Source organism: Geoglobus sp. (genome assembly GCF_054018175.1).
Window position 1 is genome coordinate 1 of record NZ_JBPLZQ010000001.1, and the last position, 11,462, is coordinate 11,462.

The 11,462-nt window shown below is 53.1% G+C and carries 14 protein-coding genes; 12 read left to right on the top strand and 2 right to left on the bottom strand.

The annotated features are described in order from the left end of the window. Positions 1-194: 194 nt before the first annotated feature. On the bottom strand, positions 195-1,274 hold the full coding sequence (locus ACXJJC_RS00005; protein WP_456368378.1) for a DUF373 family protein: 1,080 nt from the start codon (positions 1,272-1,274) through the stop codon (positions 195-197). Positions 1,275-1,390: 116 nt separating this feature from the next. Here ACXJJC_RS00005 and ACXJJC_RS00010 point away from each other — a divergent pair, with 116 nt between their 5' ends. The 9 genes from ACXJJC_RS00010 (at position 1,391) to ACXJJC_RS00050 (ending at position 8,151) form a co-directional block, all read left to right on the top strand. Next, positions 1,391-1,888, top strand: a complete 498-nt coding sequence (locus tag ACXJJC_RS00010; protein ID WP_456368379.1) for a 2-oxoacid:acceptor oxidoreductase family protein — start codon at positions 1,391-1,393, stop codon at positions 1,886-1,888. After that, a complete protein-coding gene (locus ACXJJC_RS00015; protein WP_456368380.1) occupies positions 1,885-2,133 on the top strand; it encodes a 4Fe-4S binding protein in 249 nt (82 codons plus the stop codon). Before ACXJJC_RS00010 ends, ACXJJC_RS00015 begins: the two co-directional genes overlap by 4 nt. Continuing rightward, positions 2,094-3,206, top strand: coding sequence for a pyruvate ferredoxin oxidoreductase (locus ACXJJC_RS00020; RefSeq protein ID WP_456368382.1), 1,113 nt, complete (start codon positions 2,094-2,096; stop codon positions 3,204-3,206). The genes ACXJJC_RS00015 and ACXJJC_RS00020 overlap by 40 nt, the downstream gene beginning before the upstream one ends. Then, positions 3,203-4,054: a thiamine pyrophosphate-dependent enzyme gene (locus ACXJJC_RS00025; RefSeq protein ID WP_456368384.1), complete on the top strand. Its 852-nt coding sequence runs from the start codon at positions 3,203-3,205 to the stop codon at positions 4,052-4,054. Before ACXJJC_RS00020 ends, ACXJJC_RS00025 begins: the two co-directional genes overlap by 4 nt. 39 nt (positions 4,055-4,093) lie before the next feature. Continuing rightward, the gene (locus ACXJJC_RS00030; protein WP_456368386.1) at positions 4,094-4,405 is read left to right on the top strand and encodes a twin-arginine translocase TatA/TatE family subunit; all 312 of its coding nucleotides are present in this window, start codon (positions 4,094-4,096) and stop codon (positions 4,403-4,405) included. Continuing rightward, the gene (locus tag ACXJJC_RS00035) at positions 4,402-4,728 is read left to right on the top strand and encodes a twin-arginine translocase TatA/TatE family subunit (RefSeq protein WP_456368388.1); all 327 of its coding nucleotides are present in this window, start codon (positions 4,402-4,404) and stop codon (positions 4,726-4,728) included. Before ACXJJC_RS00030 ends, ACXJJC_RS00035 begins: the two co-directional genes overlap by 4 nt. 146 nt (positions 4,729-4,874) lie before the next feature. Then, positions 4,875-6,317 carry an RtcB family protein gene (locus ACXJJC_RS00040; RefSeq protein ID WP_456368390.1) on the top strand — a complete coding sequence of 481 codons (1,443 nt, stop codon included), beginning with the start codon at positions 4,875-4,877 and terminating at the stop codon, positions 6,315-6,317. Further along, the gene (locus ACXJJC_RS00045) at positions 6,314-7,207 is read left to right on the top strand and encodes a deoxyhypusine synthase (protein ID WP_456368392.1); all 894 of its coding nucleotides are present in this window, start codon (positions 6,314-6,316) and stop codon (positions 7,205-7,207) included. The genes ACXJJC_RS00040 and ACXJJC_RS00045 overlap by 4 nt, the downstream gene beginning before the upstream one ends. Before the next feature lie 38 nt (positions 7,208-7,245). Beyond that, positions 7,246-8,151 carry a polyprenyl synthetase family protein gene (locus ACXJJC_RS00050; protein ID WP_456368394.1) on the top strand — a complete coding sequence of 302 codons (906 nt, stop codon included), beginning with the start codon at positions 7,246-7,248 and terminating at the stop codon, positions 8,149-8,151. Here the strand turns inward: ACXJJC_RS00050 and ACXJJC_RS00055 are convergent. After that, a complete protein-coding gene (locus ACXJJC_RS00055; protein WP_456368396.1) occupies positions 8,125-8,763 on the bottom strand; it encodes a histidinol phosphate phosphatase domain-containing protein in 639 nt (212 codons plus the stop codon). The two genes, ACXJJC_RS00050 and ACXJJC_RS00055, sit on opposite strands and share 27 nt — an antisense overlap. A gap of 37 nt (positions 8,764-8,800) precedes the next feature. Between ACXJJC_RS00055 and ACXJJC_RS00060 the strand changes: the two genes are divergently transcribed. The 3 genes from ACXJJC_RS00060 to ACXJJC_RS00070 all read left to right on the top strand — a co-directional run. Further along, positions 8,801-9,091, top strand: coding sequence for a DUF211 domain-containing protein (locus ACXJJC_RS00060; RefSeq protein WP_456368398.1), 291 nt, complete (start codon positions 8,801-8,803; stop codon positions 9,089-9,091). 62 nt (positions 9,092-9,153) lie between these two features. Beyond that, positions 9,154-10,749, top strand: a complete 1,596-nt coding sequence (locus ACXJJC_RS00065) for a 2-oxoacid:acceptor oxidoreductase subunit alpha (RefSeq protein WP_456368400.1) — start codon at positions 9,154-9,156, stop codon at positions 10,747-10,749. Beyond that, a partial coding sequence (locus ACXJJC_RS00070) for a thiamine pyrophosphate-dependent enzyme (RefSeq protein ID WP_456368402.1) occupies positions 10,746-11,462 on the top strand: 717 nt, incomplete at its 3' end. The genes ACXJJC_RS00065 and ACXJJC_RS00070, both read left to right, overlap by 4 nt.

The window sequence follows — 11,462 nt, forward strand, 5'->3', positions numbered from 1 at the left end:
GGGCAATCGTGAGGGACTTTCTGTACGAATTTGAGAACAGGTACCCGGGAAGAAAGTTCTCCGTTATTAGGAGCTTCTAGACACTCCTCCCGTGCCTCAGGGAAATGTTCCCCCAGATAGACCTGAACAGCTGTGAAATCTGCGGCGAGCCAACGCCAAAAACAGTCTGTCAGGCGTGTGAACTCAGGAGGGAGTTAGGCCTCCTTGATTCTGAAGTACCTGAGCGGGACAACTCCAATGAGGCCCGATAGAAATCCGCCAAAAACTGCCATCAGGAAGTAGTACATCGCGTCCTCTCTCAGATGCGAGTACACCTCCGTTGATGAGATTATGTAAACTGACCCGCCCCATATTATCAGTCCGGCGGCAATCAGGAGAAATATCATTGAAATGTACCTCGCCATCGGCTTCCTCTCTATGAACGCGTCGAGGATCTTTCCGATTATTATGCTTATCCCAGCGGAAACGAACCACCACAGACTGCCGTAAACAAAAGACGTAATCAGGAATATCGCTCCCACGGCAACGGGCTGGTTCAGGAGCTTCCAGAAGCTGTTGATCCCCTGTATTGTTCCAACTATCACGAGAATCAGAGAAACGAGGTACGTGATGAATGAGAATCTGCCTTCGAGCAGAGATTTCTTTATGCTCGAGAAGTACTCCTCTATAGCATCATCCATCCCGTAGGCCTTCAGGAGGAGATACACTCCGGCGAAGAGTATGACAGTGCCGTAACCGACCTCTGTGAGGCCGAGGAGCATGAAAATGGAGAATATTAGCAGTATTGTGCCCGCGGGTACAAAAGTGGACTTTGCGATCTTCGGGTCTTCGAACATTTTCTTGAAGAGGTAGTACGTGCTCTCTATGGTCTTGCTCTGTTTCACGATGATCCTGGTTATCCCGTCGATTCTGAACCTCGACGAGATAATCGGTATCACGAATTCGTCTTCACTTCCGTCGGTCACGAGAATCACACTGTTTGCGTTGGTCGTTCTCTGGAGAAAATCCATCTGTTCTGCTATCTTAGAGTCCGAGATCACTCCGACGTTCTCGTCCCCGGCGACTATGACGACCTCGACATCCTCTCCCCTGCTCTTCAGCTCGTCGTAGATTTTGAGCGCCCCAAAAATTGTGTTGAGGTCGCTGTCCTCGGGATCGGCCATACCAAGTCTCTGAGCAGCCTCAAGGCACTCTCTCCTACCGATAACCGGAGAACTGACACCAGCCTTCCTTCCGAGGTCGTCGTCCCTGTCAATGACAACAATCAGTTTCATTATCCGTGTGAAAGTATATTGTGCAGGTTTAAAATAATTTTGACGGGATGAATCGAGCATGACAGTGTGTGTGAGATTGGCATATTTTATATACCCAGCACGTGACCTCAGCGTGGATGAGGGAGATCGTCATATACTGCAGGGGCGGGCAGGGTGGTATAACCTCCGCAAGGATCCTCGCCAGAGCCGCGCTGATCGAGGGTTTTCACTCTCAGGCGATGCCCCAGTTCGGAGCTGAGAGGAGGGGAGCGGGAGTTCAGGCTTACCTCAGGATATCCGAAACGCGGATCAGGAGGAGGTCGAGAATCGTCAGACCGGACATCGCCGTCATTTTCGACACCTCCCTGAACGTTAGCGCAGACAGCGCGACAAAGATAGTCAACTCCCCGAATGGAGAGGGTGGTGACATCGTCATAGATGCAAACACCATTGCCGTTAAGCTCGGCCTGATTGTGTCCGGGTGGCCTGTGGTGAACACGGCAATGAGCGGGGCGGTCGCAAAGCATCTCGGTTTCAAGATCTCGAGCCTCGAGGATGCAATAGCCGAGGAGGTTGGAGTCAGGGTTGAGGACAACATTGAGGCTGCGAAAATGGCTTACGGGATGGTAAAATGAGGCTCGACGTTCTCATTTCAGAACCCACTGAGGGATCTGCGGGTAAAACCGGAGAGTGGAGGGTCTTCAGACCCGTCGTAAAGCAGGATCTCTGCGTGCTCTGTATGAGCTGTTACGAGTACTGCCCCGAGGGTGTTGTGTCGGTTGGGGATCGGGTGGTTATAGACTACGAATACTGCAAGGGTTGTGGAGTATGCAGCAGGGTGTGCGTTACCGGAGCGATAGTGATGGAAAGGGAAAGGTAAAGCTCTTAACCGGAAACTACGCCGTTGCAGAGGCTGTTAAGATCGCAAAACCAGACGTTATTGCTGCCTATCCCATAACTCCTCAGACACCGGTAGTGGAGCGGCTTTCGGAGATGGTGGGGAAGGGAGAGCTCGACGCAAAAATCGTTAATGTGGAGTCAGAGCACTCTGCAATGGCCGTCGTCTTTGGAGCAATTACCGGTGGTGTGAGGGCGTTTACCGCCACTTCGAGCCACGGTCTCGCTTACATGTACGAGATGTGCTGGTGGGTGGCGGGATCGAGGCTACCACTCGTGATGGCGGTTCCTACGAGGTCCATAGGGGCGCCCTGGAACATACATGCGGACCATTCTGACGTCATGCTCCTGAGGGATGCGGGCTGGATAATCGCGATGGCTGAGAACGCGCAGGAAGCATTTGACCTCACGGTGCAGGGGTTCATGATAAGCGAGGAGGTCAGCATCCCGTATGCGGTGGGATACGATGCCTTTCAGGTGAGCCATGCGGTGGAGCCGGTCGTAGTAAGGGAAATCGAGGTCCCCGAGAGGAGGCAGGAGTACAGCATAACTCCGGATTTCGTGGTGGGGATGAATGCGGTCACAACCTCTGCGAGGCACTACGCGAGGAAGGACCTCATGATCGACCTCGAAAACTCGAGGAAGGTCATCGAGAAGGTGGGGAGAGAGTATCCTGAAGAGTATGGTCTTTATGAGGAGTACAGGACCGACGGTGCAGACTACATCGTCCTGCTGACCGGTGCGTGGGCAGGAGACGCGAAGGAGGCTGTTGATGACCTCAGAAGAGAGGGAGTGAATGTAGGTCTGATAAAGCTAAGATACATACGCCCCTTTCCCTACGACGACTTGGCAGAGTTTGACGGCGAGTTCATTGTTTTCGACAGGGCGTCCACCGGAAACAGGGGCATCATTGGCCTTGAGGTGTCAAGCGTCAGGAGCGTGAGGTCGAATGTCATAGCGGGTCTCGGAGGGATAGAGCTCACGAGCGAGGATTTTGTGAGGCTCATCAGGAAGTTTGTTGATGGAAAGCTGGACGGAGTGGTGTGGTACCCATGATCCTTCCTGGAAACGCGAGCTGTCACGGCTGTCCGATTTCACTCGCTTTCAGAGCTGTAGAGGAGATCGAAAACCCGGTCCTCGTCATTCCTGCTGGATGCTCGACAGTCATTGCAGGGATGCACCCGAATCACGCCCTGAAATGCCCCGTCGTCCATGTTCCATTTGCCTCGACAACAGCTGTGGCATGCGGTCTGAGCGAGGCTTACAGGAGGAGGGGCATACCGGGAAACGTTGTGGCCTGGATGGGGGACGGTGCCGCCGACATTGGATTTTCAACTCTGAGCGCCTCCGCAGCGAGAAACGACGACATCATGGTGGTCGTGGTGGACAACGAGGCGTACATGAACACCGGCACCCAGTCGAGCCTGTCAACGCCTCGATGGGCGAAGACGACAACAACTCCCGGCGGCAAGGAGGTGCCGAGAAGGGATCTGGGTTTGCTGATGCTGATGCACCGTATTCCGTATGCCGCCACCGCGAGCGTGGGGTACATGAGGGACCTCAGGAGGAAGTTCAGGAGAGCCTCTCAACTTGACGGATTCAGGTTCGTTCACGTTCACGCACCGTGTCCACCGGGTTGGAGGTTCGACAGCAGCCTGACTGTGGATGTGGCGAGAATGGCCGTGGAAAGCCTCGCGTGGGTTCTGTGGGAGTTCGACGGGAAGCTGAGGATATCCGAGATAAGCGAGAGAAGCTACGCCAGCAGGGGAAGCATCGCGGAATACCTGAAGATACAGGGGAGGTTTGCAGAGCTGAGTGAAGACGAGATTCGGACGATCGAGAGGGACGTGGAGGAGTACTGGCTTACGCTCAAATCCCTTCAGAAGAGGTTTAACTCAGAATAGGTGAAAGATTTATATTTCTTCACGCTTTAAACGTTTCGAATGTTTGGCTGGGGTGAATTCGGGCTCGTGCTTCTGCTCGCACTGATCCTGCTGGGCCCTGACAATCTTGTCGATGTGGCGAGGAAGCTCGGTAAGCTTTACGGGGAGTACAAGGTAGCACGGAGAAGACTTGAGCTGGAGATAATGTACGGAATAAGCCCTCCCGACGACAACATATTGAAGAAGGTCGAGGAGATCCGGGAAAAGTCAATTATTGAATCTGCCAAAAGGAGTGTGGGGCTGGAGGACGAACCTAAAGGTATAAATAATCAGCCGGATGACCTTGTTAAAAACCGAGGGGTGAAAGAATGATAGGAGGTCTCGGGCCAAACGAGCTGTTGCTGATCCTGCTGATTGCCGTACTGCTGTTCGGCGCAAACAAGCTTCCGGAACTTGCGAGAAGTATGGGTAAGGCAACCGGGGAGTTCAGGAAGGCTCAGAGAGAGGCAGAACTCGAGCTGAGGGAGTTCGAGAGGAACCTCAGAGAGGGCAAGTACGACGACAGGGCGGAGGACAAGAGGAAGAAGCTCGAGGAAATGGCGAGGGCCCTCAACATAGACCCCGAGGGCAAAAGTGACGACGAGCTGCTCGAGGAAATAAGGAATGCGATACCCAAGGAAAAGGCTGAGCCCTGAACGTCTGACTTTGTTTTTAACATAATTTTGACGATAACGCGCGCTTCGCGCTAACACTCTCTGTTTCATGTTGGAAGACAGATGTCAGGCATGGTTTTGAGCAGACCAGCATAAGAAATTAATACAGCCTGCAGGCAATTCTGACCATGGAGAACGTTCTCAGGAAGATTACGGATTACAAGTGGGAGCTGCCCAAGTCGTACAAGTCAGGTATGAGGGTGCCCGCGTACTTTTACATCAACAGAAAGCTGATGAATATCCTCGAAAGGGATGCAGTTGAACAGGCGGCAAACGTGGCAACGATGCCGGGCATTCAGAGGGCGTCCCTCGTTATGCCCGATGTTCACGTCGGGTATGGTTTCCCCATTGGTGGTGTTGCCGCTTTTGATGCCGAAGAGGGTGTCGTCAGCCCGGGTGGTGTGGGGTTTGATATAAACTGCGGCGTCAGGCTGCTCACGACTTCTCTCAGGGTTGAAGAGGTGAAGCCGAAAATAAAAACGCTCATTGACGAGCTTTTCGTTGCCGTCCCGTCTGGAGTTGGCAGCGAGGGAAAGCTGAGAGTTACGGACAGGGAGCTCGACGAGATATTCGTGGAGGGTGTGAGGTGGGCCACTGAGAACGGTTACGGTTACGATGACGACGCTGACAGGTGCGAGGAGAACGGAGCCCTTGAAGGTGCGAGGCCGGAGGTTGTGAGCAAGAGAGCGAGGGACAGGGGAAGGGGACAGCTCGGAACGCTTGGCAGCGGAAACCACTTCCTTGAGGTCCAGTACGTTGACAAGGTTTACGACGAGGACGTCGCAAAGGCTTTTGGGCTTGAAGAGGGAATGGTCACGGTCATGATTCACACGGGAAGCAGGGGGCTCGGACATCAGGTGTGTACCGACTTCCTGAGCGTGCTTGACAAGGCAGTCAGAAAGTACAGGATAAGGCTTCCCGACAGGCAGCTGGCTTGTGCGCCCATAAACAGCAAGGAGGGACAGGATTACTTTGCAGGTATGGCCTCGTCAGCAAACTTTGCCTGGACCAACAGGCAGATAATAACTCACTGGGTGAGAGAGACATTCCAGAAGGTCTTCGGGATGGGTGAGGAGGATCTCGCGATGAATCTCGTGTACGATGTCGCTCACAACATAGCCAAGTTTGAGACCCACATGGTCGATGGGGAGCGGATAAGGGTCGTTGTTCACAGAAAAGGTGCGACGAGAGCCTTTGGACCGGGAAGCAGGGAGATTCCACAGAGGTACAGGGATGTCGGGCAGCCGGTGATAATTCCAGGAAGCATGGGGACCCCGAGCTACGTCCTCGTGGGTACGGAAAAGGCGATGCAGGAGACCTTCGGCTCGACCTGCCACGGAAGCGGGAGGGTGATGAGCAGGGCTGCAGCGAAAAGGAGGCTGAGGGGTGACAGGATCAAGGCTGAGCTGATGAGGGACGGCATATACGTCAGAGCAACTCACGGAGCACTTCTCGCGGAGGAGGCTCCGCAGGCCTACAAGAGGAGCGACGACGTCGTTGATGTTGTGGACAAGGCCGGCATTTCGAAAATTGTAGCGAGGCTGAGACCCTTGGGAGTTGCTAAGGGATGATCAGGGAAGTGAACATCTCGAAAGGCATCAGGGCCTCTGACCTCGTGGCCCTGCTGAAGGACTCAGCGTTCAACGCAAGACGGCTCGGAGAGGCTGCGGAGATATACAGGGAGATGGTCGAGAAAAGCTCATACATATTTTTCACGATGGCAGGTGCGATGGTGCCTGCGGGAATGAGGGGCATAGTGAGGGGTATCCTGGAAAACGGTTTTGCGAGCTCCCTCGTAACCACGGGCGCAAACGTCACTCACGAAATCGCGGAGTCTCTCGGATTCAGGCACATGAAGGGGAGTGATGAGGTTGATGACGTTGAGCTGAGCAGGAAGAGCGTGAACAGGATACATGATGTGTTCATTGAGAACTCGGCTTTCGAGGGTGTCGAGGAATTCGTGTCGGAGATCCTTCAGGGAATGGAGGGGGAGTTTACGAGTTATGAGATTCTTTGGGAGATTGGCAGTCACCTGCCGAGAGACTCATTTCTGAGAGTTGCGTATGAGTCAGGGATCCCGGTTTTCTGCCCAACCCTTCACGACTCGATTCTCGGCCTTCACATCTACATCTACGGAAGGAAGCTCAGGTACAACCCCATAAAGGATGTTGAGAGGATGATTGACCTGTGCTTTCAGGAAAGGCCAATGGGGGCGGTGATAGTTGGAGGTGGGGTTCCCAAGAACTTCACCCTTCAGGCAATGCTTCTCGCCAACGGGTTTGATTTTGCAGTGCAGGTAACAACTGACTCGCCCCAGTGGGGAGGTCTCAGCGGAGCTACTCTCGACGAGGCAAAAAGCTGGTGCAAGCTCAAGGAGGGGGCAAAAGCCGTTACGGTTTACAGCGACGCCACCATCGCCCTCCCCCTGATTTACGCGTACCTGCTCGACACTCTGCGGTGAGTAATTTATTTAAAATGAAATTAAAGAGGTATTGTGAGATGATTGAGAGCTGGGAAGAATACAGGATTGTAAACGATTCCCTTCAGGATCTCGTTAACCGGGCCGATACTCTGCCGAAGGTAAAGAAGGCTCTTCAGCACCTCATAAAGGCCGGTGGAAAGAGAACCCGACCTATCATCGTCCTTCTCAGCGGGAAACTCGCCGGTGGAGATTACAGAACTGTCCTCGACATGGCGATGGCTGTTGAACTGATCCACACTGCAAGCCTTGCGCATGACGATATCATAGACAGGGGTGTGGTGAGGAGGAATGTTGAAACTCTGAACGTGAAGTATGACCCTTCACTGGCAATGCTCGTTGGAGACTGGCTAATATCCAAGTCAGTCGAGCTTACTTCCAAATACGGTCCGGAAGTGGTGAGGAACTTTGCGAGGACCGGAATGATGATGAGCGAGGGGGAAATCCTGGACGTTTACAGCATAACTGACGAATTTGAAGAGGACGACTACTTCAGGTGTATCGAGCTGAAAACCGCGTCGCTCTTTGCGTACTCTGCCAAAAACGCATACAAGTACATCTCTGGAGACATCGAGAGGGCGGAGAGGATGTACCAGTACGGCTTTAACCTCGGCATAGCTTACCAGCTTGTGGATGACCTGCTCGAGTATCTCGAGATGTTCGAGGACAAGAAAAGCGAGTTTGAATCGATGACCCTCCCGCTGCTCCTCGAACGAACGCTTGGATTCAGAGACTCGGTTAACAGAGTGCTCGAGCTTATAAAGAAGTTCACCGAAAAGAGCAAGAGAGCTCTTGAGTCCTTCCCGAGCTCGGAGGCCAAGGAGAAGCTTCTGTATCTCGTGGACTACATGACCGTGAACATGATAAAGAACTATGTCAGCAAAAACAGAGAGGTGATATCACTTCTGGAGGCGCACTATCCTTGAGGAGTTCCTGAATACTCTATCAACATCCTGGACGCCTGCCCCTCTTAGAACGAGTTCAGCCTGATCCCTGGTTATGAAGTCCGAAGGCGAGTGAGAATCGGTGTTGATGACAAGCTCAACGCCGTACTTTTCTGCAATCCTCGCTACGTGTCCGTTTGTGAGAGAGTGTCCTCTTCTCGACGTTATTTCGAAATAAACTCCGTTATCTGCAGCGACTTCTGCAGTCCTCTCGTCTACAAGCCCAGGATGTGCGAGAATGTCTATTTCCTCGTTTACGGCACTGAAGTTCGTCCCCTTCCTGACCGGCTCAACAACTGTTTCTCCGTGGACAATGACCACCTCTGCACCAAGCTTTCTGGCCATTCTGACAGCTTTACCGATTATGGCTGGGGGCACGTGGGTTATCTCAACGCCCACCAGCATTTCGAGTTCGTAGTCGTCGGCATACTCCTGGATTTTCTGGAGAGAGGAGATTGTATGCTCCATGTTGGTGAAATCGACGTGATCGGTTATTGCAAATGCGGTATAGTTAATTTCCGCCAGCCTTCTCGCTATTTCTGACGGTATCAGCTCTCCGTCACTGAAGACTGAGTGGATGTGCAGGTCAATCATACAAAAGAGTTAAATAAAGCAGATATTAATGTTTTCTGTGGCGGGAATCAGAAGACTCGTTCTGGACGTTCTGAAGCCCCATGAGCCCAGCAACCTGCTGCTGGCGAAGATACTCAGCGAGCTCGAGTTCGTCGACGGTGTAAACCTGAGCCTGTACGAGATAGACCAGAACACCGAGAACGTAAAGATCACGATAGTGGGTGACGAGATGGACTTTGACGAGATAAAAAGGACCATAGAGAGCCTTGGTGGAGTCATCCACAGCGTCGATGAGGTGGTGGCCGGCAAGCGGATCGTTGAAAACGTTCTGACGGAGCAGGACAGATAGAATTCCCACGGGCCCCATTTGGATGGAAAACAATATATTTGGAATTTCTACTGTGTTAGCTGATGGACATCAACATCTGCATTACTGGAGCAGCCGTTGACGGTGGAAAAGAAGCCGGGGAGCTCTGTGCAAGGCTGTTTTCTGAACTCGGATACTTCGTGTTTGTTTACCAGGAGTACCAGTCCAGAATCAGGGGAGGTCACAACGCAAGCGTTGTCAGGGTATCTGACAGGAGGGTGCACGCTCACAGAAGGTATTACGACCTCCTGGTCTGTCTCGAGGACTACGTTTACAGGATGCACAGGGAATTCGTCAGGGGAGGTATCATACACGACACCAAGTTTTCCTGTGGTGATGCGGATGCCCTGGGAGTTCCCATGACCGAGATCGTCAGGGAGTCGGGAATGCCCGCGTTATTCAGGAACGCAGCATCCCTCGGTGCACTGACCGCTTACTTCTCCGTCGAATTTGAGGTCCTCGAAAAGGTTTTTCGGGAAGCGTTTGGAAAAAGGGCGGATGCTGACATATCTATATCGAGAAAGGCCTACGACTACTACCTTGAAAACTACGAGCCTGAAATAGTGGTCGAGAGTGCGGGAGAGAGGAAGGAGATCGTCTCCGGCGGGGTGGCGATAGCCGAGGGGATGCTCTCTGCAGGGCTCGATTGCTACTACGCCTATCCCATGACGCCGGCGTCACCGATCCTTCATTACTTGGTTAAGAGGGACGGGGTTATTACGTACCAGCCGGAGAGCGAGATTGCGGCGGTCTGCATGGCCATAGGCAGTGCGTTTGCAGGTAAGAGGAGTGCAACGGGTACAAGCGGTGGCGGGTTCGGGCTCATGTGTGAATCCGTGGGTCTTGCTGCGATGGCCGAAGTCCCGCTTCTGGTTGTCGAGGCTCAGAGGTCCGGCCCTTCTACCGGAATGGCAACCTTTCACGGTCAGGAAGACCTGGAATTCGTGCTGAACCCTTCTCACGGAGAGTTTCCGCTGGTGGTTGCGAGCCCCTACTGCGTTGAGGATGCATACCCCCTCTCGGCCGAGCTCATGAATCTCGCCTGGAAGTACCAGATTCCCGCGATCCTGCTGACCGACAAACACCTTGTCGAGAGTTCGGAAACCGCAGATATCGAGCCAGCATCCGCATCTCCCGAGAGTGTGGAGGTCATTGACAGCAGCGAGGAAGTCTTCAGAAGGTACGAAATTACCGAAAGCGGTGTTTCGAGGTATGCCGTTCCACCTGCAATCGTCAAGTTCAATTCAAACGAGCACGACGAGTATGGAATAACCACTGACGATGCAGAGGTGAGGACTAAAATGCACGAAAAGAGGATGAAGAAGGAGAGAAGAATCGCAAACGAGATCAAAGACAGAGCTTTTGCCGAGTTCTTCAGTGGCAGAGACGTTATCGTGACCTGGGGATCCACTTTTGGAGCCGCATACGAGGTGGCAGAGGAGCTCGGATACAGGCTCGTCGTTCTGAGGTATCTGAGGCCCCTCATTCTGCCCGATATCGACCACGCCACAGTTATAGAGTGCAACTACACGGGCCAGCTCGCGAAACTCCTCAAAGGTCGTGGGGTGAGTGTCGAAAGCGTTCTGAAGTGGGACGGAAGACCTTTCACGCCAGAAGAGCTCAGGGAGGTGCTCGGATGAGCGGTAACCTGAAGGAGATTGAGTGGTGTCTTGGCTGCGGCAACTTCGGGATACTGAAGGCGTTCAGAAACGTAATAAAAAGACTTGAGAACGAGGGTGTGGAGAGGGGAAGGATCGTTGTCGTTGCTGGAATTGGGTGTCACGGAAAGCTTCCCGACTACATTGATCAGCCGAGTTTTCACACGATCCACGGGAGAGTTCTTCCCGTTCTCACCGGCATTAAACTGGCAAATCCCGGGCTGTACCCTGTTGGTTTTTCGGGGGATGGAGATGCACTAAGCGAGGGGATGGAACACTTCATCCACGCCGCCAAGAGAAATACCGACGTTGCCCTGTTTCTGCACAATAACGAGGTTTTTGGCCTCACCACCGGGCAGTTTACCGCCACCACTCCGAGAGGGAGGAGAACGAGGACCACTCCCAGCGGAACTGTAGAGGATCCGGTAAATCCGTGCCTTCTTGCAATAGTTTCCGGAGCCACGTTCGTGGCGAGAGGCTTTGCAGGCAACATCAGGCAGCTTGAGGATCTGATGTACGGTGCGATAGTCCACAGAGGTTTCTCCTTTCTGGAGATACTCAAACCATGTGTGAGCTTCAATGACACCTGGGACGTGTTAAGGGAGAGCGTACACGACGTTGAGCCAGCAGGCAGCTTTGAGGAAGCGGTGAACCTCGCGATGGACAGATTTGCCACGGGAGTTCTCTACACTGCA

Excerpts from the sequence above, each read along its gene's own strand:
- ACXJJC_RS00005 (WP_456368378.1), bottom strand. The coding sequence starts at position 1,274 with ATGAAACTGATTGTTGTCATTGACAGGGACGACGACCTCGGAAGGAAG.
- ACXJJC_RS00010 (WP_456368379.1), top strand. The coding sequence starts at position 1,391 with ATGAGGGAGATCGTCATATACTGCAGGGGCGGGCAGGGTGGTATAACC.
- ACXJJC_RS00015 (WP_456368380.1), top strand. The coding sequence starts at position 1,885 with ATGAGGCTCGACGTTCTCATTTCAGAACCCACTGAGGGATCTGCGGGT.
- ACXJJC_RS00025 (WP_456368384.1), top strand. The coding sequence starts at position 3,203 with ATGATCCTTCCTGGAAACGCGAGCTGTCACGGCTGTCCGATTTCACTC.
- ACXJJC_RS00030 (WP_456368386.1), top strand. The coding sequence starts at position 4,094 with ATGTTTGGCTGGGGTGAATTCGGGCTCGTGCTTCTGCTCGCACTGATC.
- ACXJJC_RS00035 (WP_456368388.1), top strand. The coding sequence starts at position 4,402 with ATGATAGGAGGTCTCGGGCCAAACGAGCTGTTGCTGATCCTGCTGATT.
- ACXJJC_RS00040 (WP_456368390.1), top strand. The coding sequence starts at position 4,875 with ATGGAGAACGTTCTCAGGAAGATTACGGATTACAAGTGGGAGCTGCCC.
- ACXJJC_RS00045 (WP_456368392.1), top strand. The coding sequence starts at position 6,314 with ATGATCAGGGAAGTGAACATCTCGAAAGGCATCAGGGCCTCTGACCTC.
- ACXJJC_RS00050 (WP_456368394.1), top strand. The coding sequence starts at position 7,246 with ATGATTGAGAGCTGGGAAGAATACAGGATTGTAAACGATTCCCTTCAG.
- ACXJJC_RS00055 (WP_456368396.1), bottom strand. The coding sequence starts at position 8,763 with ATGATTGACCTGCACATCCACTCAGTCTTCAGTGACGGAGAGCTGATA.
- ACXJJC_RS00065 (WP_456368400.1), top strand. The coding sequence starts at position 9,154 with ATGGACATCAACATCTGCATTACTGGAGCAGCCGTTGACGGTGGAAAA.